The sequence below is a fragment of the Sphingomonas sp. M1-B02 genome (genome assembly GCF_026167525.1).
In the GTDB taxonomy this organism is placed as follows: Bacteria; Pseudomonadota; Alphaproteobacteria; order Sphingomonadales; family Sphingomonadaceae; genus Sphingomonas.
Window position 1 is genome coordinate 156,238 of record NZ_CP110679.1, and the last position, 19,470, is coordinate 175,707.

The 19,470-nt window shown below is 66.9% G+C and carries 20 protein-coding genes; 12 read left to right on the forward strand and 8 right to left on the reverse strand.

What is annotated here, in order from left to right:
• Positions 1-58 precede the first annotated feature (58 nt).
• Both OKW87_RS00800 and OKW87_RS00805 read left to right on the forward strand, forming a co-directional pair.
• Positions 59-985, forward strand: a complete 927-nt coding sequence (locus tag OKW87_RS00800; RefSeq protein WP_265541495.1) for an ABC transporter ATP-binding protein — start codon at positions 59-61, stop codon at positions 983-985.
• On the forward strand, positions 978-1,820 hold the full coding sequence (locus OKW87_RS00805) for a hypothetical protein (protein WP_265541496.1): 843 nt from the start codon (positions 978-980) through the stop codon (positions 1,818-1,820). Before OKW87_RS00800 ends, OKW87_RS00805 begins: the two co-directional genes overlap by 8 nt.
• A gap of 9 nt (positions 1,821-1,829) precedes the next feature.
• On the opposite strand, the gene OKW87_RS00810 is transcribed toward OKW87_RS00805, so the two are convergent.
• A complete protein-coding gene (locus OKW87_RS00810) occupies positions 1,830-2,663 on the reverse strand; it encodes a MipA/OmpV family protein (protein ID WP_265541497.1) in 834 nt (277 codons plus the stop codon).
• A 52-nt stretch (positions 2,664-2,715) separates the two neighbouring features.
• Positions 2,716-3,651, reverse strand: a complete 936-nt coding sequence (locus tag OKW87_RS00815) for an SPOR domain-containing protein (RefSeq protein WP_265541498.1) — start codon at positions 3,649-3,651, stop codon at positions 2,716-2,718.
• Positions 3,652-3,826: 175 nt separating this feature from the next.
• On the opposite strand from OKW87_RS00815, the gene OKW87_RS00820 reads away from it, so the two are divergent.
• The 3 genes from OKW87_RS00820 to OKW87_RS00830 are packed head-to-tail and all read left to right on the forward strand — an operon-like array spanning position 3,827 to position 6,414.
• Positions 3,827-4,540 (forward strand): ParA family protein, encoded by a 714-nt coding sequence (locus OKW87_RS00820; RefSeq protein ID WP_265541499.1) that lies wholly within the window; start codon positions 3,827-3,829, stop codon positions 4,538-4,540.
• Between the two features lie 12 nt (positions 4,541-4,552).
• Positions 4,553-5,062, forward strand: coding sequence for a hypothetical protein (locus OKW87_RS00825; protein ID WP_265544184.1), 510 nt, complete (start codon positions 4,553-4,555; stop codon positions 5,060-5,062).
• Between the two features lie 11 nt (positions 5,063-5,073).
• Positions 5,074-6,414 (forward strand): SPOR domain-containing protein, encoded by a 1,341-nt coding sequence (locus OKW87_RS00830; protein ID WP_265541500.1) that lies wholly within the window; start codon positions 5,074-5,076, stop codon positions 6,412-6,414.
• A gap of 16 nt (positions 6,415-6,430) precedes the next feature.
• Here the strand turns inward: OKW87_RS00830 and OKW87_RS00835 are convergent, their stop codons facing one another.
• Positions 6,431-7,447, reverse strand: a complete 1,017-nt coding sequence (locus OKW87_RS00835) for a patatin-like phospholipase family protein (RefSeq protein WP_265541501.1) — start codon at positions 7,445-7,447, stop codon at positions 6,431-6,433.
• Positions 7,448-7,657: 210 nt separating this feature from the next.
• Here OKW87_RS00835 and OKW87_RS00840 point away from each other — a divergent pair, with 210 nt between their 5' ends.
• Complete coding sequence (locus tag OKW87_RS00840) at positions 7,658-8,062, forward strand: hypothetical protein (protein WP_265541502.1); 405 nt, start codon at positions 7,658-7,660, stop codon at positions 8,060-8,062.
• Between the two features lie 39 nt (positions 8,063-8,101).
• Here OKW87_RS00840 and OKW87_RS00845 read toward each other — a convergent pair whose 3' ends face one another.
• From OKW87_RS00845 to OKW87_RS00855, 3 genes are all read right to left on the reverse strand, one after another.
• Positions 8,102-8,302: a hypothetical protein gene (locus OKW87_RS00845; protein ID WP_265541503.1), complete on the reverse strand. Its 201-nt coding sequence runs from the start codon at positions 8,300-8,302 to the stop codon at positions 8,102-8,104.
• 323 nt (positions 8,303-8,625) lie between these two features.
• A complete protein-coding gene (locus OKW87_RS00850) occupies positions 8,626-9,846 on the reverse strand; it encodes a dihydroorotase (protein WP_265541504.1) in 1,221 nt (406 codons plus the stop codon).
• Between the two features lie 142 nt (positions 9,847-9,988).
• Positions 9,989-10,978, reverse strand: coding sequence for an aspartate carbamoyltransferase catalytic subunit (locus OKW87_RS00855; protein WP_265541505.1), 990 nt, complete (start codon positions 10,976-10,978; stop codon positions 9,989-9,991).
• Positions 10,979-11,074: 96 nt separating this feature from the next.
• Here OKW87_RS00855 and OKW87_RS00860 point away from each other — a divergent pair, with 96 nt between their 5' ends.
• A complete protein-coding gene (locus tag OKW87_RS00860) occupies positions 11,075-12,058 on the forward strand; it encodes an alpha/beta fold hydrolase (protein WP_265541506.1) in 984 nt (327 codons plus the stop codon).
• On the opposite strand, the gene ruvX is transcribed toward OKW87_RS00860, so the two are convergent.
• Both ruvX and OKW87_RS00870 read right to left on the reverse strand, forming a co-directional pair.
• A complete protein-coding gene (gene ruvX / locus OKW87_RS00865; RefSeq protein WP_265541507.1) occupies positions 12,055-12,516 on the reverse strand; it encodes a Holliday junction resolvase RuvX in 462 nt (153 codons plus the stop codon). The two genes, OKW87_RS00860 and ruvX, sit on opposite strands and share 4 nt — an antisense overlap.
• The gene (locus OKW87_RS00870; RefSeq protein WP_265541508.1) at positions 12,513-13,616 is read right to left on the reverse strand and encodes a DUF3089 domain-containing protein; all 1,104 of its coding nucleotides are present in this window, start codon (positions 13,614-13,616) and stop codon (positions 12,513-12,515) included. Before OKW87_RS00870 ends, ruvX begins: the two co-directional genes overlap by 4 nt.
• A 198-nt stretch (positions 13,617-13,814) precedes the next feature.
• Between OKW87_RS00870 and OKW87_RS00875 the strand changes: the two genes are divergently transcribed.
• The 5 genes from OKW87_RS00875 to OKW87_RS00895 are packed head-to-tail and all read left to right on the forward strand — an operon-like array spanning position 13,815 to position 19,470.
• Positions 13,815-15,551, forward strand: a complete 1,737-nt coding sequence (locus OKW87_RS00875) for a DUF4153 domain-containing protein (RefSeq protein WP_265541509.1) — start codon at positions 13,815-13,817, stop codon at positions 15,549-15,551.
• 42 nt (positions 15,552-15,593) lie between these two features.
• Positions 15,594-15,881 (forward strand): Asp-tRNA(Asn)/Glu-tRNA(Gln) amidotransferase subunit GatC, encoded by a 288-nt coding sequence (gene gatC / locus OKW87_RS00880; protein WP_265541510.1) that lies wholly within the window; start codon positions 15,594-15,596, stop codon positions 15,879-15,881.
• Positions 15,878-17,362, forward strand: coding sequence for an Asp-tRNA(Asn)/Glu-tRNA(Gln) amidotransferase subunit GatA (gatA, locus tag OKW87_RS00885; RefSeq protein WP_265541511.1), 1,485 nt, complete (start codon positions 15,878-15,880; stop codon positions 17,360-17,362). The genes gatC and gatA overlap by 4 nt, the downstream gene beginning before the upstream one ends.
• Before the next feature lies 1 nt (position 17,363).
• Positions 17,364-18,860 (forward strand): Asp-tRNA(Asn)/Glu-tRNA(Gln) amidotransferase subunit GatB, encoded by a 1,497-nt coding sequence (gene gatB, locus OKW87_RS00890; RefSeq protein WP_265541512.1) that lies wholly within the window; start codon positions 17,364-17,366, stop codon positions 18,858-18,860.
• A gap of 13 nt (positions 18,861-18,873) precedes the next feature.
• Positions 18,874-19,470 carry a peptidylprolyl isomerase gene (locus OKW87_RS00895; RefSeq protein WP_265541513.1) on the forward strand — a complete coding sequence of 199 codons (597 nt, stop codon included), beginning with the start codon at positions 18,874-18,876 and terminating at the stop codon, positions 19,468-19,470.

Below are 19,470 nucleotides of genomic sequence, written 5' to 3' on the forward strand. Positions count from 1 at the left end.
GAGCCGGGCAGGTGCTTCAGTAAAGTAAATCACTGACGGTCGCGGGGGAGTGGCACCGATGGAGCGAATGCGCGGCGACGAGCCGGTCCTGGAGATTGCGGGCCTGTCCAAGACCTATGGCGGCCGCGCCGGGGTGCGGGCGGTGCAGGATGTGTCGCTGACCGTCGGGGCGGGCGAGGTCTATGGCTTTCTGGGCGCGAATGGCGCGGGGAAGAGCACGACGATCCGGATGCTGCTGGGGCTGATCACGCCCTCCTCGGGGGCCATCCGCTTGTTCGGGCGTGACCTTCGGCATGGTCAGCCGCTGGGCAAGGTGGGTTCGCTGGTGGACGGCGGGGCATTCTATCCGTTTCTCTCGGGGCGCCGGAATCTTGAGGTGCTGGCGAAGACCCAGGGTTCGGATCGCGGCCGGATCGAGCCCTTGCTCGCGCAGGTGGGGCTCGAGCGCGATGCGCGGCGCAAGGTGAAGGGCTATTCGACCGGCATGCGGCAGCGGCTGGGGGTCGCGGCGGCGCTGCTCAACGATCCCGATCTGGTGATCCTGGACGAGCCCGCCAACGGGCTGGACGCCGCGGGCATCCAGGAGATGCGGGCGCTGATCCGTTCGCTGGCCGAGGAGCGTGGCAAGACGGTGTTCCTCTCCAGCCATCTGCTCAACGAGGTCCAGCAGTTGTGCGACCGGGTGGCGATCATCGACCGCGGGGTGCTGATCCGCGAATCGACGGTGGACGAGCTGCTGCAGGAGGAAGCGACGCTGCGGATCGTGGCGACACCGCTCGAGACGGCGCGGGCGGTGCTGTCGGCGGACTGGCCGTGCGAGATTGCGGGGACCGCGTTGCGCGTGACCGCCGCGCAGGCCGATGCGCCCGAAATCCTGCGCCGGCTGGTGGCCGCGCGGATCGAGGTCTTCAGCCTGGCGCCGCAACGGCGGACGCTGGAAGAAGCCTTTCTTGCGATCACCCAGACGGAGACCGGCGATGCGTAGCGCGATCTCGGCGGAATGGACCAAGCTGCTGCCGCATCGCGGCACCTGGATGCTCGTGTGGCTCTATCCGATCGGGATGCTGCTGCTCCTGCTCGCGGCGCTGGCCGCGCGGCTGGGCGGTGCACCGGGCGGGCCGATCGACGCGGCGGACTGGATCGGCGAGACGGCGATGGTCTGGTACGTGCCGGCGGTCGGCTTCGGCCGCTATCTGGTTGCCGCCTATGTCGCGCTGGCCTTTGCGGGCGAATATGGCTGGAACACGTGGAAGCTGATCGTGCCGCACCAGGCGCGCTGGAAGCTGATTGCGGCCAAATATGCGGCGGTGCTGGGGCTCCTTTATTGCGCCTGGGGGGCGGCGGCGGCGATCGCGCTGGTGCTGCAAGTCGTGAAGTCGGCGATGCTGGGGCAGGCGATCCCGGCCGGGGTCACCGCCGGAGCGCTGTTCGACGGGCATTTCTCGCTGCTGGTGGAGGGGATTGCGCCGCTGCTGCTGACCGCCGCTTATGCCAGCCTGACGGCGGTGCTGACGCGATCGACGCTTGCGGCGTTCATCCTCTCGCTGGTGCTGATCACCGTCGACCAGCTTTTCGGCAAGATCGTCGTGCTGTTGAGCGCCTATGGCGTCGAATGGCCGTCCGCATTGTATCGGTTGCTACCGGGCTATCATCTCGAGAATTTCGGCAGGTGGCTGCACGAGGGCGTCGGGCTTCAGATACGGTTGGCAGACGGCGTCATCGCTTATTCGCAGACGAGCTCTTTCCTCATGCTCGCGGCTTGGATCGTCGGTCTTGCGGGCCTGGTGTTCGCGGTGTTTCGCCGGCAGGACCTCAACTGACGTCGCAGCCTAGAATGCGGTGGTGGTGAAGCTGTAGGTCAGCGCCAGCCCGCCGGAGAACTGATCGCGCGAACCGATGCGGCGGACGATCGGCGAGCGACCGGCGTCGTCGACCAGACGATCATATTTGGCATAGCTGAAAATGCCCCAGCGATCGTTCAACTGGTAGATGAAGCCCGCTGCCGCACCGACGGCGTTGATGCCGCTCGAGGGGCGATAGGCGGGAAGGCCGCTGGCTGCCGCCTCGCGCGGGGAAAGGCCGAAATAGGCGCGCTGATAGGTACCGTCGCCATAAGAGACGCGCGGCCCGATCGAGAAGAGATAGCGATCGCCGTCGCGCAGCACATAATCGAGCCCGACATTGCCGACGATGCCGCGATGCCCGCCGATACCCTTGCGCGCCTCGGCACGGATGCGGACGGAGTCCGCGAGCGTATATTGGACGAAGCCGCCGACCTCGATCGTCGAGCCGACCTCGTCGATGCCGGGGCCGGTTTCTTCGACGCGGCGGCTGCCCTCGATGTTGATCGCGGGGCCGACCTCGAAGCCGTTGCTGCGAATCAACGAGAGACCGAAACTCTCATCGGGCGCTTCGAATGCGAAGGGTTCGTCGCCGCGCGCTGTCGAGACCTCCCAGAACGGGCGCAGCTTCACGTCCTTCGCGCCGGGGAAACTGGGGGTGAGCTGCGCGCCCGCGCCAAGCCGGATCCGGCGCGGCTCGCGGGTTTCGCTGCTGCGCGGCTCCGCCCGCGCCCGATCCTCGTCGGCGGTCTGGGCGAGCGCCGGGAGGCTGGTGAGCAGCGCGCTGGACGCAAGGGCTGCGGCGATGGTGACTTTGATCATCCCGCCGCAACGCTGCAGTGCGGAATTTGTTGCGCGGACGGATCGAATTAAGTCAGCGGGTGGGCACGCAAGGCTTCACGTTGCCGCAGGCACCGGCCGCTTCTGCACGCGAGCCGTACGGGCCGACGAGCAAGCGCGTGAGGTTTCCGCTCTTCACATAATAAGGCTGGCGGCCGGGAAAGCGTCCGCCGAGCTGGCCCCAGAGTTTGCGTGCGTTGCCAGGTTCTCCGAACGCGCCGAGCTGGACGCGCCAGCCCCCGTCGCGCACGGGGGCAGCGGCCGCGGGGGGAGAAGGCCGGGTGGGAGCGCTGGACGGTGCGCTTCTGGGAAGCGGGACGGGGCGTGCGGCAGCGATGGGTGGCGCCGTGCGTTCGTTGGCGACGATATTCACCGGCGGCACCGGCATGCCGCCGCGATTGAATTCGGCTTCATATTTGCGGGCAAGGCTGAGCCCCTGCTGGCGATCGGTCAGTGGGATGAACTGGTCCATCTGCGCCAATGCCTTCGACGCGGCATCGAGGCCCGACTGCGACGAGCGGACCATCAGCGCGTAGGCGCGGACCCAATCCTTCTGCACCGCATCGGCGTTGAACAGCATGATGCCGAGGATATATTGCGCGCGGGCATCGCCGCGGGCGACGGCGCGCTGGAGCCACTGCACCGCATCGCCGCGCCGGCCATTTTCGAACAGGGCCAGGCCGTAATTGGCCTCCGCCTGCTCATGGCCCTGGACCGCCGCCTTGCGATACCATTCCTCGGCCTGTTTGAGATCGACCGGCACGCCGCGCCCCAGCTTATAGGCCTGGCCGAGATTGAACTGGGCATCGGCGCTGCCCTGTGCGGCGGCGGCCCGCCAGCGGCCGACCGCGGCGGCATAGTCGCCCCGCTCATAGGCATCGACCCCGGCCTTGACCGGGTCTTCCTGTGCGCATGCCGGCGCCACGAGTAGCAGCGCACCAGCGGCGGCGGCAAACAAAACGGTCTTCATTCCCGGCAACTCCCGCGCCCCACAACATTGGATAAATGCCAGTTAACCACCGAAAGGCAAAGATATCCTTACGTCCGGCGCGATCGGCCCAGCCTTGGGCGCGAACTGCGTTAACTCCTTCTTATCCCCCCTCATGCCAATTGAGAGGCTGCACTTATCGAAGTCGAGGGGGTTCATGCGCGTTCTGGCGATGGCATCGCAGAAAGGTGGTTCGGGAAAGACCACGCTGTCCGGGCACCTTGCGGTGCAGGCACAGCTGGCCGGTCACGGTCCCGTCGTTCTGATCGATATCGATCCGCAGGGATCACTTTCCGACTGGTGGAACGAGCGCTCGACCGAGCTGCCTGCTTTTGCGCAGACTACGGTAGCGCGGCTTGCGTCGGATCTCGAGATACTGCGCCAGCAGGGCTTCAAGCTTGCCGTGATCGACACACCGCCGGCGATCACCATGGCGATCCAGAGCGTGATCCAGGTCGCCGAGCTGATCGTCATTCCGACTCGCCCAAGCCCGCACGACTTGCGCGCGGTGGGCGCCACGGTCGATCTGTGCGATCGCGCCGGCAAGCCCCTGATCTTCGTCGTCAATGCCGCGACGCCCAAGGCGCGGATCACCTCCGAGGCAGCGGTCGCGCTGTCGCAGCACGGCACGGTGGCGCCGATCACGATCCACCACCGCACCGATTTCGCCTCGTCGATGATCGACGGGCGGACGGTGATGGAAGTCGATCCCAAGAGCCGCTCGGCGGGCGAAGTCGTCGCCTTGTGGTCCTATATCTGCGATCGTCTCGAGAAGAATTTCCGCCGTACCGTTTTCACCACCCCCACCGTCGGCGCACATTTCGGCGCGGTGCGTCCCTCGGGCGGCTTCGGCCGCCGTGTGGTGAGCTGAGCCATGGCGATGATCGGTAATTCCAAACCCGCCGCGTCGCTCTCCTCCGGCCTGCTTGCCCGCAAGGGCCATGCTCGCCCGGCGATGCGCCCGCAGGGCTTCGTCGGGCTGACGCCGTTGGCGCACGAGGATCTCGGCTGGAACGACATGGGTGACGAAGCGCCCTATGTGGCGCCGGCGCCGGTCGACATGCCCGTGGAGGCGCCCAAGCCTGCGGTGCTCCGCCAGCGCGAGGCGCTCGACGAACAGATAGCGAAGGTTGAGGCGGCAGCTGCCGTCACGCCCGAGCCTGCCAAGGTCGAATCCGTCAAGCCGGCCAGCGCGCCGCTCGCGAAGAAGAGCAAGGCGGCGTTCACGCTGCGGCTCGACGCCGAGCGTCATTTGCGGCTGCGGCTGGCATCGGCGGTGACGCACCGTTCGGCACAGATGCTCGTGACTCAGGCGCTCGACGCCTTTCTGGAATCGCTCGCCGAGGTCGAGGCGCTCGCGCGCCAGATCGACCCGGCCAAGGATCGTGGGTGAAGGATAGCACCATGAAGAACCGCAACATGCTCAAATTCGGCCTGACGGCGCTGATGTTCGGTGGCCTCGCAGTCTCCGGCGTTGCGACGCAGGGCTTTTCGGTCTCGGCATTCGCCGCGGCAAGCCCGAGCGCCAAGAAGGCGGCGTCCGAGGCCAAGAATGCACGCAAGGCGCTGGCGAAGCGCAATGCCGTGAAGGCCGTGCAGCACGCCGAAGCCGCAGTGGCCAACGATCCGCTGAATGCCGACTATCGCGCGCTGCTGGGCCAGGCCTATCTGCTCGCCGGACGCTTCGCCTCCGCGACGCAGGCGCTGAGCGAATCGCTGACCCTCAATCCCGAGGATGGGCGCGTGGCGCTCAACCTGACGCTCGCCAAGATCGCCCAGGGCGACTGGGCCGGCGCGCGCGGCACGCTGCAGACGCATGCCGACCAGATTCCGGCGAGCGATCGCGGACTGGCCTTCGCATTGGCCGGCGATCCCGTGACGGCGATCGACATTCTGACCCCGGCGTCGCGCGATCCCAGCGCGACCGCCAAGACCCGCCAGAACCTTGCGCTGAGCCTCGCGCTCGCCGGGCGCTGGAAGGAAGCGAGCGAGATCGCGGCGATGGACGTCGCCCCCGACCAGCTCCAGGCACGCGTGATGGAATGGGCGAAGTTCGCTCGTCCCGCCAACGCCTATGACCAGGTCGCGTCGCTGCTCAACGTAGTGCCGGTCGAAGATGCCGGCCAGCCGGTAGCGCTCGCGCTTTCGCAGCAGCCCGGCGTGGCGGTCGCGGCGGTTGCACCTGCGACCCAGACCGAATCGGTAGATGCCTATATGCCGGGCTCTACGGTTGCCGCTCCCCAGCCGACCGCAGCGGTGGAGGCGACTTCCGAGCCGCTTCCCGAACCGCAGCAGGTCGCCGGGACCGGCGCGCAGATCGTGTTCGGGCCGCGTGAAGAGATCGTCCAGCTGCTCCCGGCCTCGCGCCGCGCGGCACCGGTTCGCGTTGCTGCGGCGCCTGTGCGGGCGGCCGACAAGCCGCTGCGCGCGGCTTCGTCCAAGCCCGTTCGTGGAACCTATTATGTCCAGCTCGGCGCCTATGCCAACGCAGCCGTCGCGCGCGATGCGTGGCGCCGGCACACGCGGCTTGTCCCCTCGCTCGACGACAGCACGCCGCAGGGCGCGAATGTCTCGAACCGCGCAGGCCGCTTCTATCGCCTGTCGGTTGGCGGGTTCGCACGCAGCGATGCCGACAGCCTGTGCCGTCAGGTGAAATCGAGCGGCGGCAACTGCTTCGTGCGGGCGCAGGCCGGCGATGCGGTGGCGAGCTGGGCGAAGGGCGACACCCGCGTGGCGTCGCGCTAAATTCGACGGGGGTTCGCTAGCCTTCGAAGACGGTAAGGCCCGGGCGTCCCACTTCGAATTCGCCGCTCGCGATGCGATCCAGCGCGGCGATGGCGTCGCGATAGCCGGCGTCCCAGCGCTGCCGCACCGATTCGGGCGAGAAATCCATCGCCTTGCCTGCGACTTCCGCCTCCTGATCCGAATATGTGAGCTTCACCAGCGTCGCCGATGCGACGCGATAGGCCGGATCATGCGCATAGGCCATGCGCCAGCGTTCGATCGTCCGGCGGGTCTGCGCGGCGAAGATCAGATTCTGCGCGCGGGCGATGCCCTCGCCGAGCGTCTGCGGGCGCCGATTGTCGAGAGGCAGCAGGTCGACGGCGATGCAGAGCATCGGGGCCTTCGAAACTTCGCCCAGGACGGGATCGAGCGGCAGATTGGCCGAGAGGCCGCCATCGACAAAGGCGCGCCCCTCCACCTCAACCGGCGGAAAGGTGGGCAACAGGGAGGCGCTGGCGCGGACATGATCGGGCGTGAGCGCCGCCTGCGACGTGTCGAAAAACACCTCCTCGCCGGTTTCCAGGTCGACCGAGCCGGCGGTGAAGCGCGGCTCGGCGCGGTTGAGCCGATCGAAGTCGACGAGTCGCGCCAATGTGTCCGCGAGCGGCTTGGAATCGAACAGGCTGGGCGCTGCCGCCGCCGAATCGGGATTCCACCAGGAGCCCAGGGGGCCGACCGGACCGAACACGCCGGGGCGGCCCGCGCCCATCGTCAGCATCGCCGCGGCGCTGCGGCGAAGGGCGTCGCCGAAAGGCCACCAGGGCAGGGCGCTGCCCGCCATGCCGGGCTGCCAGAATTCGGTGAGCCGCGGGATTCGGTCATCCCGGCTATTGCCTGCGATCAGCGCGCCGTTGATGGCGCCTGCCGAGACGCCGACGACCCAATCGGGCTCACGTTCGCGTTCGTGCAGCGCCTGATAGACGCCGGCCTGATAGCTGCCGAGCGCATTGCCGCCGCCCAGGACCAGCGCGATTTTGGGAGTAGCTTTGACCATGCGCGAACTCTGTCATGTTGCCGTGGCAAAGCAAAGACAGTCGCGTAGGTCGTGAACGATAAGCGACCGCTATTGGCACGAGCGCTAAACGGCCGATATTGGGTGGAAAGCGGACATTTATTGTGGCCTACTGTCCTGATGAAAACTTTGCCGTCGTTACGAGAATATTGGGTGGCCTCGGAGCCTCGCGGCTTAGCACTCGAAGCCCTATTGAACTACTCCGCCGCAGTGGGAAGCTACTGCTCGCTCGTGGACCAGTTCCCGCACAGCAAGAAGGGGCAAGAGGCGAGGGAGCGGTTCCTAACGGGTGCAAAACCACACCTGCTGGGGATCGACAATGTGACCACTTGGCCCGGCAGTGGTGGGGCAAAGGGGACGGTGCCGCTCTGGAAGTTCTCAATGGGCGCTGGTCTGCTTGACCTGCTGGCTCAGTCCAAGGGCCTCTACCATTTTCAAGCGCCTAGGCTACCGGAGGACTTGGCGGTCTATCGCTCCGATGGATCAGTGTTGCTGGGTTCGGTGGCGCACGAACACACGGGGTGGATGAACCTCACCGCTGAGGAGAAGGCTGATCCGCGGCTCGGCCTCGTCGAGCTAAGACTTAAGGATAGGTGAATGTTCACTTCTGGGTGGATAGCCGCCGCCCGCGGGTGCTCAAAGGCGAGCCCGCCAAGTGTCGTCTGGATACTTGCGGATGCAATAGACCCAATAACCGACGATAAAGGCACTCATGGTCCCTGTGAGGATAAGTCCCACGATCCAGCCCTTTGACCTGACGGTGGTCACGGCCAGCACCAAAATTCCTACCGCAGGAACAGCGAGAGCCAGCCAATCGCGCGGGGTGATCTTTCTCATAGGAGAGCACCATACCGCAGTTGTCGCGGTGTCCGCTACTGGGTCGCTAGCTGCCATCCTTGAGGGCGCGATCGACAGCGTTGGTCCAGTCGCATCGCTGGGCAGGGTCAACATCCAAGCTCCCGAGCAGCATCGCTAGGTCGTCCGACACCCGACCCCCGCGTTCCCAGAACGCTCCGATGAACACCTTCATCGCGCGGAAGGCGGTAGCCTCGCTTAATAGCGGGGGGGCTGTAGGCTCGTTCATCGGGTTGGTCTCGCACGCAGTTCGAACGACAGCAATTGGGTCGAATCATGCCGGTCCGCTTTTATGAGTCTATGCTCTAGACGACCTCCGCGCCGCCCTTGAACAGCCGCAGCGCCTTGCCCTGGACGGGGAGGCCGTCGAACGGGGTGTTGCCGGCGCGGGCGGCCATGCGGGCGGTGTCGACGATCCAGGGGGTGCCGGGATCGACCACGACGAGATCGGCGGGCATGCCGGGCTCGAGCGTGCCGGTTTGCAGTCCGAGGATCTTCGCAGGGTTTGCCGCGAGCAAAGCGAACAGGCGCTCGAACGAGACCAGTTCGTCGCGCACCAGCGTCAGCGCAAGCGAGAGCAGGGTTTCCGCGCCCGACATACCGGGTTCCGAATCGGCGAAGGGAAGGCGCTTGGCCTCCGGGCCGCGGGGATCGTGGCCCGAGGCGATGACGTCGATCGTGCCGTCCTTGATCGCCGCGAGCGCGGCCTGGCGATCGCTTTCGTCGCGCAGGGGCGGCGAGAGGTGCGCGAAGGTGCGGAAGTCGCTCATCGCAATGTCCGACAGCAGGAAGTGCGCGGGGGTGATGCCGCAGGTGACCGCGACGCCGCGGCGCTTGGCGGCGCGGATCAGATCGAAGCCGGCGGCGGTGGTGACCTGGCGGAAGTGGATGCGCGCGCCGCTTTCCTCGGCCAGTGCGAGATCACGGGCGATGGCGAGGGCTTCGGCGATGGCGGGGGCGGCGGCGAGGCCCAGGCGGGTTGCGGTCTCGCCTTCGGTCGCGACTGCGCCGGCGGTGAGGCCGCTATCCTCGGCATGGGCGATGACGGTGAGGTCGCAATCGCGGGCATAGACCAGCACCTTGCGCATCACCCCCGAGCTGGCGATCCAGCGCCGCCCGGTGGCGACGGCGCGCGCGCCGGCCGAGGCGTTGATCGCCATTTCGCCGAGATCCTGCCCTTCCAGCGCGCGGGTGGCGGCGGCGATCGGATGGACCCAGAGGTCCGGTTTGCCCGAGGTAGCGGCGCGGCGGATGATGCCCGGATCGTCGAGCACCGGGGTCTGATCGGGCATCAGCCCGACGCGGGCGATGCCGCCGAAGCGGCAGGCGCGGCGATCGACTGCGAACACGCCGAGATCGATGAGGGCGGGGGCGAGGATTTTCCCCGCAAGATCGATACGCTGGGCTTCGGCCGGGATTTCCGGCGTGCCGATGGCCGTGATCGTATCGCCGTCGACGAGCAGGCTGCCGGAGGTGACGCCGTTGACCGGGCAGATGAGGGTGGCGTTGAGAAAGGCGACGGTCATCGGCTAGCCTCGCAACCCAAAGTCGTCACCCCCGCGAAAGCGGGGGCCCATCTCCTCCCCGCGCCGCCCGAACCATGGCTGTTGTGTTGCTTGGCTTCTGTCCGAGATGGGCCCCGGCCTTCGCCGGGGTGACGGTTGTGTGTCATGCCCAGCCCTCCACGCCGCGCGACCGTCGCGTCAGCACGTCGAGGCAGGCCATGCGGACGGCGACGCCCATTTCGACCTGCTCGGTGATCGCGCTGCGAGTCGGGTGATCGGCTACGATCGAATCGATTTCCACGCCGCGGTTCATCGGGCCGGGGTGCATGACCAACGCATCGGGCTTGGCGCGGGCGAGGCGCTCGGGGGTGAGGCCGTAGCGCAAATGGAATTCGCGAGTGGAGGGGATGTGGCCGCCCGACATCCGCTCGTTCTGGACGCGGAGCATCATGACGACGTCGGCGCCTTCGAGCGCAGCGTCGAAATCGGTGAAGGGGGTGACATACATCCGCTCGATCGCCGCGGGCATCAGCGTGGAGGGGGCGACGACGCGGACCTCGGCCGCAAGTGCCGTGAGCGCGAGCATGTTCGAACGGGCGACCCGGCTGTGGAGAATGTCGCCGCAGATGACGACGCGCTGGCCCGCGATGCTGCCGCGGCGGCGACGGATGGTGAGTGCGTCGAGCAAGGCTTGCGTCGGATGCTCGTGCCAGCCGTCGCCCGCGTTGAGGACGGGGCAGTCGACCTTCTGCGCGATCAGGTCGACGGCGCCCGAGCTGCCGTGGCGGATCACGATCACGTCGGCGCGCATCGCATTGAGCGTGACCGCGGTGTCGATCAGCGTCTCGCCCTTCTTCACGCTCGACTGCGCGGCGTGCATGTTGACGACATCGGCACCGAGCCGCTTGCCGGCGATCTCGAACGAGAGGAGCGTCCGGGTGCTGTTCTCGAAGAAGGCGTTGATCTGGGTCAGACCTTCGAGGCGCTTGTCGCTCTTCGCGCGGCTGCGGTTCGCCTCGACCCATTGTTCGGATTCGTCGAGCAGGAACAGGATTTCATGCGGCTGGAGTCCCGCGATCCCGGTGAGATGCCGGTGCGGGAAAGCGGCGCTGCCCGGTAGGACGGCAGCGGGGCTGTGATCGGATGCATGCATTAAAGGCGCGGGTTAGACGGGCGCGGGGAATGGCGCAAGATGTGGAGCCGGGGGGTGCTTCGTCCGTTGGAGCGCAAAACAAGGAAGGCGATCGAGATGCGAACCCTGATCCTGGCTGCTGCTTTTGCCGCCGTCCCTGCGCAGGCGCAGACCGTGCCACTTGGCGCCAACCTCGAGCGTTTCGATTATTCGTTGCCGGTGCGATGGTTCGACGCGCAATCGCAAGGCGGGCCGGTCCGCATGGCCTATCTGGACGTCCGGCCGCCGGCGGAGACCAGCAAGACGGTCGTGTTGCTGCACGGCAAGAATTTTTGCGCCGACACCTGGGCGGCCACAGCGCGACGGGTGGCGCTGGGCGGCTTTCGGGTGATTGCGCCCGATCAGGTTGGCTTTTGCAAATCTTCGAAGCCCGCGAGGTATCAGTATAGTTTCCACGCATTGGCTTCGCTGACCCGCGACCTGCTCGACAAAGCGGGCGCGGGGAAGGTGACGCTGGTCGGCCATTCGACCGGGGGCATTCTGGCGATTCGCTTCGCGCTGCTGTTTCCGGAGCGGGTGGAGCGGCTGATCCTGGTGAACCCGCTGGGGCTCAACGATACGCTGGCCGAGGGCGTGCCCTATGCCGATCTGGAGACGCTGCGCGCGGAGGAAGCGAAGACCGACGCGGCATCGATCAAGGCCTATCAGCTGCGCAACTATTATCATGGCGCGTGGCGGCCCGATTATGATCGGTGGGTCGCGATGCTCGCAGGGCAATATGCGAGCGCCGATGGCAATGTGGTCCGCGATGCGCAGGCGCGGCTCTCGGACATGATTCAGACCCAGCCGGTGGCGGCAGAGTTGGGGCAAATTCGGGTGCCGGTGACGCTCATCATCGGGCAGCGCGATCTGACTGCGTTTCGCGCCAATAGTGCGCCGGAGGCGGTGCGCGCCAAGGTCCGGACCGTGCCGCAGGCGGCGGAAGAGGCAGTGAAGCGTTTCCCTAGCGCGACGCTGGTGCCGATGCCGGCGCTCGGCCATTCGCCGCAGGTGGAGGATCCGAGAGCCTTCCAGACGGCGCTGCTGGCGGCGATCCGCTAGGCGTTCACCAGCGCGTCGATCGCCGCCTGGAGGATGTGCGCGGCGGCCATGTTGTCGACCATCTCGGCACGGCGGGCGCGGCTGAAATCCTGCTCGATCAGCGTGCGCTCGACCGCGACGGTGGACCAGCGCTCGTCCCAGAGGAGTATGGGCAGCCCGATATCGCCGAGATTGCGGGCGAAGGCGCGGGTGGATTGGGTGCGCGGGGAATCGGTGCCGTCCAGGTTCAGGGGCAGGCCGACGACCAGGCCCCGTACCGATTGGGCGGCGATGAGCGCCAGGAGCGAAGCCTTGTCCTTGCTGAACTTGCTCCGGCGGATCAGCTGGGCCGGGCTGGCGAAGCTCCAGCCGGCGTCGCAGAGCGCAGTGCCGAGCGTCTTGGTGCCGACGTCGAGCCCGAGGAGGCGGCCGCCCGAGGGGAGGGCGGCGCGATAGGCGGCGGCGGTGGTGGTGATCACCGCGCGAATGCCGCAAGCCGCCGCTCGGCATCGCGACGGGTGTTGGCCCAGAACAGACTGTAGTCGAAGACATGATAATTGTTGCCGGGCAGGACATATTGGCCAAGATCCGGGGGCGTCGCGCCGATGTTGAGGAAGCCACGGCCTTCGCAGCGGGCGGGGACGGTGCCGATTTCCATCCGCGCGGTCTGGAAGCTCTGATCGGGAATCAGCGCGCCGAGATTGGCTGTCGCGGTTGCTTCCCCGTTCGCGGTGCCGGTGAGCGGATTGGTGCAGACCATCGGGGTGCCGGCGCGCGGCTGGCCGCTGAAACCCTTGGTCGCATCGAAGGTATCGACGATCAGCGCGGGATCGGCGGGCTCGCCGAAGCTCTGCCACGAGAGGATGCAGCCGGCCTGATCGGGGGTGGCGCAGGCGGGGAGGCCCATGCGCGGCAGATCGGCGGGGATCGAGACCGGCCAGCCGACGACATAGGCCGCGACGATCCAGCGCGCGATCGGCTTGCCGGCGATACGATCGACGAGCAGGCGAGAGAGGTGGAGCGCGCCCTGGCTGTGGCCGGCGAGGATGATCGGACGATCGCCGGCTTCCGCGACGAAAGTGTCGAATGCGGCGAGCACATCGCGATAGGCGAAGTCGAGCGCCTGACGCGCGCTATCCTTGCTGGTGAGGAAGGCGCCGAAGGTCGCCTGGCGATAGCGCGGCGCCCAGATCTGGCCGGCGGCGCTGAACGCGCTGGCCTGGCCGCGGACGAACAGTTCGGCGCGGCTGTTGGCGTCGGCATTGTCGAGCGGGGCGTTCCAGGTGGCGGTATCGAGGAACGAGGTGGGGTGGACGAAGAAGACTGCCGCCCGGGGAGCTGCGACGGGCTGATAGCCTTCGGGCAGCCAGAGCGCCGGATTGCCGGGCTTGTCGGGGCGGGCAATCCACATGTCGGCGCGGGCATAAGCGCGCGGCTCGGGCGGGGGGAGCGCGACAACTTCGGCGGAGGGCACCATGTAGCGCCGCATCAAATCGACCGCATAGAAGCGATAGACGAAAGCCCCGGCGATCACGAGGACGATCAGAGCCGCGAAGAAGTACAGAAACTTGCGGGCCACGCATAAACTCCGGCTGGAACCGGGCTCCCGTGGCGCAGCGCCCCGCGCGATGCAACCGCGTTGACGGCTTGGGGCCGGCGGGGGATGCTGGGCGCGGGGAACCCCTCTATCCGAGATGCTCAGGAAAGGCTCAGCCTTTGCTCATGCGGGCGGGGTTCCTCCGAAGTAGCCGTGCATCCGACCAAGGGAGAATCGATGATGGATGCGGACGAACGGGTGACGATGGAAGTGGCCGAGAGGGACTGGGGGCAGCGGCCGCTCATTTTGGGGGCGATCGGGCTGGCGGCAGGGCTGCTGGCGCATCTGATCCTGGGCGTGGATATGTCCACGCTCTCGACGCTGCAGGCGGCGTCGCTTACCGCGGTGACGCTGGCGGCGGTGCTGACGGGGTTCACACTCGAGCGGCGGTTGTGGTGGGCTTCGGTCCTGTTCTCGCTGGCAGTGGCAGGGATCGGCGCGCTGATCGTCGCCTGGAACGGCCCGCCCGACGATTGGGGCGTCGGCGAAGGCTGGCGGATGGTGAGCCTGCTCATGGCGGTGGCGATCGCGGCGCCACTGTTCCAGGCGGCGCGCGACGAGGGCGCCCGGCGCTTTCCCTATCCGGCGGTGCACGATCATGCCTGGACCAATGTCGTGCTGTTCGGCGCCTGCTGCCTGTTCGTGGGCATCACCTTCGCGCTGGCGTGGCTGCTGGCGATGCTGTTCGATCTGATCAAGATCAGCTTCCTGAAGGAGCTGCTCGAGAAAGAATGGTTCTGGCGGGGGCTGATCGGGCTGGCATTCGGCGGGGCGCTGGGGCTGCTGCGCGAGCATGACGGGGTGGTGCGGCTGCTCCAGCGGGTAGTCGCGATGGTATTGGCGGTATTGGCGCCGGTGCTGGCGATCGGGCTGATCCTGTTCGTGCTCGCGTTGCCCTTCACCGGGCTGAATGCCTTGTGGGAGGCGACCAGCGCGACGACGCCGATCCTGCTGTGCTGCGTGGCAGGCGCGCTGATCCTGGCCAATGCGGTGATCGGCAATGCGCCCGATCAGGAGCGGCGTTCGCCCCCATTGCGCTATGGCGCGATGGGGCTGGCGGCGGTGATCCTGCCGCTGGCGGTGCTGGCCGCGGTGGCGATCCAGCTGCGTATCGGCCAATATGGCTATACGCCCGAGCGGCTGTGGGCGGTGGTGTTCATCGGCATCGCCTGCCTGTGGGGGGCTGCCTATCTGGCGGCGCTGGTGCGCGGGCGGCGTGCGTGGGCGGCGCGGGTGCGTCCCTTGAACCTGACGCTGGCGTTCCTGGTGTGCGGGGTGGCGCTTTTGCTCGCGACGCCGCTGATCAGCTTCAACGCTATCTCGACTCGGGATCAGGTAGCGCGGCTCGAATCGGGCAGGGTCACGGCGGAGAAGTTCGACTGGCGCGCCCTGGCGTTCGATTTCGGCGAACCGGGCAAGGCGGCGCTCAAGCGGCTGCAGGCTTCGCGCAATGTCGCAATTCGCGAGCGTGCCGGGCAGGTGGCGAAGGCGGGGAACCGCTGGGATGTTCCCGAGAGCGTGCCGTCGCGCGCAGAGGTGGCGCGGCGGATCCGCGTGCTGCCGGCCGGTGCGAAGCTGTCCGAGGGCGTGCTGGACCAGCTTGCGACGCTGAGTTGCACCGCGAGCGAGAGCGGCTGCACCGTGCTCGTTGTCGACCCGACGACGGTGGCGGTGCTGCGCGACAGCTGCTTCGCGCACGGCGGCAATTGGCTGTGTAACAACGCTGATCAATTGCGATTCGTCGGGGGCAAATGGATCGGGGATGCGCCGACCCGCTCGCCGCAGAGCGATGCCGACACCAAGGCGAAGGGCGAAGCACAGCGCAAGGGCTATGCGGCGGGGCAAGTGGAGACGCGCGCGGTCAGCCGCCGCCAGCTTTATGTCGGCGGCGTGCCGGTGGGCGATCCGTTCGAATAGCAGTGCTTGAAGGGCAGGGGCGCGGCTGATAGTCGCGCTCCCATGTCCGTAGATACAGCAACCGTGAAGAAGGTGGCGAGCCTGGCGCGCATCGCGATAACCGATGCCGATGCCGACAAGCTTGTGCCCGAACTCAACAACATCATCGGCTGGATCGAGCAGCTCGGCGAGGTCGACACGTCGAACGTCGAGCCGATGACAGCGGTGATCCCCAATAGGCTTCGCTTGCGCGAGGATGTGGTGACCGAAGGCAAGCAGCGCGACGCGATCCTGCAAAATGCGCCGCAGGGCGAGCACGGCTTCTTCACCGTGCCGAAGGTGGTCGAATGAGCGACGTAACCGATCTGGGCATCGCGCAGCTGCGCGACGGCATCCGCGCGGGGACCTTCTCGGCGCGCGAAGTCGCCGATGCGTTCGTGGTCAAGGTGAGCCGGGCGAAGGCGCTGAACGCGTTCATCGTCGAGACGCCGGATCATGCCATCGCCGCCGCCAAGGAAGCCGATGCGGCGCGCGCGGCGGGCGAAGTGCTCAAGCCGCTGGCGGGCGTGCCGATCGGGATGAAGGACCTGTTCTGCACCAAAGGCGTGCAGACGACCGCGGCGAGCCATATCCTCGAGGGGTTCAAGCCGGTCTATGAATCGACCGTTTCGCAGAAATTGTGGGACGCGGGCGCGGGGATGCTCGGCAAGCTCAACCTCGACCAGTTCGCGATGGGATCGTCGAACGAGACCTCCTATTTCGGCAACGTGATCTCGCCCTGGCAGCGCGGCGGCGGGGATAACGCCCCGCTCGCCCCCGGCGGCTCCTCGGGCGGCAGCTCGGCGGCGATCGCGGCGCGGATCGTGCCGGGGGCTACCGGCACCGATACCGGCGGATCGATCCGCCAGCCCGCGGCCTTCACCGGCATTTCGGGGATCAAGCCGACCTATGGCCGCTGCTCGCGCTGGGGCGTCGTCGCCTTTGCATCGTCGCTCGACCAGGCCGGGCCGATGGCGCGCGACGTCAAGGATTGCGCGATCCTGCTCGAGAATATGGCGGGCTTCGATCCAAAGGATTCGACCTCGCTCGAGCTGCCGGTGCCCAAGTGGGAGGAGAATCTCTCGGGTGATCTGCGCGGCAAGAAGATCGGCATTCCGTCCGAATATCTGCTCGACGGCACCCCGCCCGAGATCGTGGCGCTGTGGCAGCAGGGCATCGAATGGGTGAAGGACGCGGGCGCCGAGATCGTCGAGGTCTCGCTGCCGCACACCAAATATGCGCTGCCGGCTTATTACATCATCGCGCCTGCCGAAGCCTCGTCCAACCTCGCCCGCTATGACGGCGTGCGCTACGGGCTGCGCGACCTGCCCGAGGGCGCGAACCTGCAGGACATGTATGCCGCGACCCGCGCCGCGGGCTTCGGCGACGAGGTGAAGCGCCGGATCCTGATCGGCACCTATGTGCTCTCGGCGGGCTTCTACGACGCTTATTACACGCAGGCACAGAAGGTGCGGACGCTGATCGCGCGGGATTTCGAGAATGTCTGGACGGTGTGCGACCTGCTGCTGACGCCGACCGCGCCCTCCGCGGCCTTCGCGCTGGGCGAGAAGATGGCCGATCCGCTGGCGATGTATCTGAACGACGTGTTCACGGTGCCGTCGAGCCTCGCGGGGCTCCCGGCGATGTCGGTGCCGGGCGGGCTCGACAAAAACGGGCTGCCGCTGGGGCTGCAGATCATCGGCAAGCCGCTCGACGAACAGGGCGTGCTCAACGCAGGCCTCGCGATCGAGCAGCGGGCAGGCTTTGTCGCACGGCCGGAGGCTTGGTGGTAAGATGAGCGAATATCGCATCAAGGGCGAAACCGGGGACTGGGAGGTCGTAGTCGGCCTGGAAGTCCATGCCCAGGTCACTTCCAACGCCAAGCTCTTCTCGGGCGCCTCGACGGCGTTCGGCGCCGAGCCCAACAGCCAGGTGTCGCTGATCGACGCTGCGATGCCGGGGATGTTGCCGACGCCGAACGAGGAATGCATCCGCCAGGCGGTGCGCACCGGCATGGCGCTGGGCGCGGTGATCAACAAATATTCGCGGTTCGACCGGAAAAATTATTTCTACGCCGATCTGCCGCAGGGCTACCAGATCAGCCAGCTCTTCCACCCGATCGTGGGGGAGGGCGAGATCAGCGTCAGCCTAGACGAAAAAAATCCCGATGCGGAGGTCAAGACGATCGGCATCGAGCGCATCCATATCGAACAGGATGCCGGCAAATTGATGCACGATCAGCATCCGACGCGCTCCTATGTCGATCTCAACCGCGCGGGCGTCGCGCTGATGGAGATCGTCTCCAAGCCCGACATGCGCTCGCCGATCGAGGCGGGGGCCTATCTGGCGAAGCTGCGCTCGATCGTCCGCTATGTCGGCTCGTGCGACGGCAATATGGACCAGGGCTCGATGCGCGCCGACGTCAACGTCTCGGTGCGCAAGCCCGGCGAGGAATTCGGCACCCGCACCGAGACCAAGAACGTCAATTCGGTCCGCTTCGTCATGCAGGTGGTCGAGATCGAGGCCAAGCGGCAGGTCGCGGTGATCGAGGCCGGCGGGCGCATCGTCCAGGAAACCCGGCTGTTCGATCCCGATCGCGGCGAGACCCGCTCGATGCGCTCGAAGGAAGACGCGCACGATTACCGCTATTTTCCCGATCCCGATCTGCTGCCGCTGGTCCTCGACGATGCGTTTCTCGACGCGTGCCAGGCGAGCCTGCCCGAGTTGCCCGACGCCAAGCGCCGGCGCTATGAACAGGATCTGGGGCTGACGGCGTACAATGCCGCGGTGTTGACTGCCGATGCAGATACGGCGCGCTGGTTCGAGGCACTGCTAGCGGAGAGCGTGCGGGTTGCCGGCAAGAGCAATTCCGAGCTCGCGCGTCCGGCGGCCAACTGGCTGATCTCCGATCTGTTCGGCGCGCTGAACAAGCTGGGCAAGAGCCTCGACGAAAGCCCGGTCAGCCCCGAGCGCGGCGCCGAATTGCTGGCGCTGCAGGCCGACGGCACGCTCAGCGGCCCGCTCGCCAAGCAGGTATTCGAGATCATGCTCGAGACCGGCGACGGCGCATCCAAGATCGTCGAGGAGCGCGGCCTGAAGCAGACCAGCGACACCGGCGCGATCGAGGCTGTGATCGCCGAGGTGATGGCGAAGAACCCCAACCAGCTCGAACAATATCGCGGTGGCAAGGAAGCGTTGTTCGGCTTCTTCGTCGGCCAGACGATGAAGGCGATGGGCGGAAAGGCCAATCCGGCGGTGGTCAACGAGTTGCTGAAGAGGGTGTTGAACTGATCTCGGAGGTGGAGTGATGCGCGGGCTGCTCGTTCTGATATTGGGCCTGCTCGCCGTGCCGGCGATGGCGCAGACGGCGCCCACGCCATCGCCGAATCCCCGCGTCGCGCTCGAAACCACCGCCGGCCGCATCATCGTCGAGGTGGAAGCCGCCAAGGCGCCCATCACCGCGCGCAACTTCCTTCGCTACGTTGCCGCCAAGCGGCTTGACGGGATTCTCTTCTATCGCACGGTCAAGGTGCAGGACCGCTTCGGTTTCGTGCAGTTCGGCGTGCAGAATGCGCCGGCGCGAATGTATCCGCCGATCAAGCACGAGCCGACCAGCGAGACCGGCGTGACCCATGTCGATGGCGCGATCTCGATGCCGCGGCTGGCGCCGGGCACGGCGCGCGGCGAATTCACGATCAGCGTGGGGGCGCAACCTTCGTTCGACGCTTCGGCGAGCGATCTGGGCTATGCAGCCTTTGGCCGCGTGGTCGAAGGCATGGATGTTGTGGTGAAGATACTCGACGGAGCGATTTCGCCGACCAAGACGCTCCAGGGCAGCTTCAAGGGCGAAGTCCCCGCGGCCCCGGTGAAGGTGCTGTCCGCGCGACTGGTGACGCCCTGA

Excerpts from the sequence above, each read along its gene's own strand:
- OKW87_RS00855 (WP_265541505.1), bottom strand. The coding sequence starts at position 10,978 with ATGCATGCATCCGATCACAGCCCCGCTGCCGTCCTACCGGGCAGCGCC.
- OKW87_RS00800 (WP_265541495.1), top strand. The coding sequence starts at position 59 with ATGGAGCGAATGCGCGGCGACGAGCCGGTCCTGGAGATTGCGGGCCTG.
- OKW87_RS00835 (WP_265541501.1), bottom strand. The coding sequence starts at position 7,447 with ATGGTCAAAGCTACTCCCAAAATCGCGCTGGTCCTGGGCGGCGGCAAT.
- OKW87_RS00805 (WP_265541496.1), top strand. The coding sequence starts at position 978 with ATGCGTAGCGCGATCTCGGCGGAATGGACCAAGCTGCTGCCGCATCGC.
- OKW87_RS00850 (WP_265541504.1), bottom strand. The coding sequence starts at position 9,846 with ATGACCGTCGCCTTTCTCAACGCCACCCTCATCTGCCCGGTCAACGGC.
- OKW87_RS00810 (WP_265541497.1), bottom strand. The coding sequence starts at position 2,663 with ATGATCAAAGTCACCATCGCCGCAGCCCTTGCGTCCAGCGCGCTGCTC.
- gatA (WP_265541511.1), top strand. The coding sequence starts at position 15,878 with ATGAGCGACGTAACCGATCTGGGCATCGCGCAGCTGCGCGACGGCATC.
- gatC (WP_265541510.1), top strand. The coding sequence starts at position 15,594 with ATGTCCGTAGATACAGCAACCGTGAAGAAGGTGGCGAGCCTGGCGCGC.
- OKW87_RS00815 (WP_265541498.1), bottom strand. The coding sequence starts at position 3,651 with ATGAAGACCGTTTTGTTTGCCGCCGCCGCTGGTGCGCTGCTACTCGTG.
- OKW87_RS00830 (WP_265541500.1), top strand. The coding sequence starts at position 5,074 with ATGAAGAACCGCAACATGCTCAAATTCGGCCTGACGGCGCTGATGTTC.
- OKW87_RS00860 (WP_265541506.1), top strand. The coding sequence starts at position 11,075 with ATGCGAACCCTGATCCTGGCTGCTGCTTTTGCCGCCGTCCCTGCGCAG.
- OKW87_RS00820 (WP_265541499.1), top strand. The coding sequence starts at position 3,827 with ATGCGCGTTCTGGCGATGGCATCGCAGAAAGGTGGTTCGGGAAAGACC.
- OKW87_RS00875 (WP_265541509.1), top strand. The coding sequence starts at position 13,815 with ATGGATGCGGACGAACGGGTGACGATGGAAGTGGCCGAGAGGGACTGG.
- gatB (WP_265541512.1), top strand. The coding sequence starts at position 17,364 with ATGAGCGAATATCGCATCAAGGGCGAAACCGGGGACTGGGAGGTCGTA.
- OKW87_RS00845 (WP_265541503.1), bottom strand. The coding sequence starts at position 8,302 with ATGAGAAAGATCACCCCGCGCGATTGGCTGGCTCTCGCTGTTCCTGCG.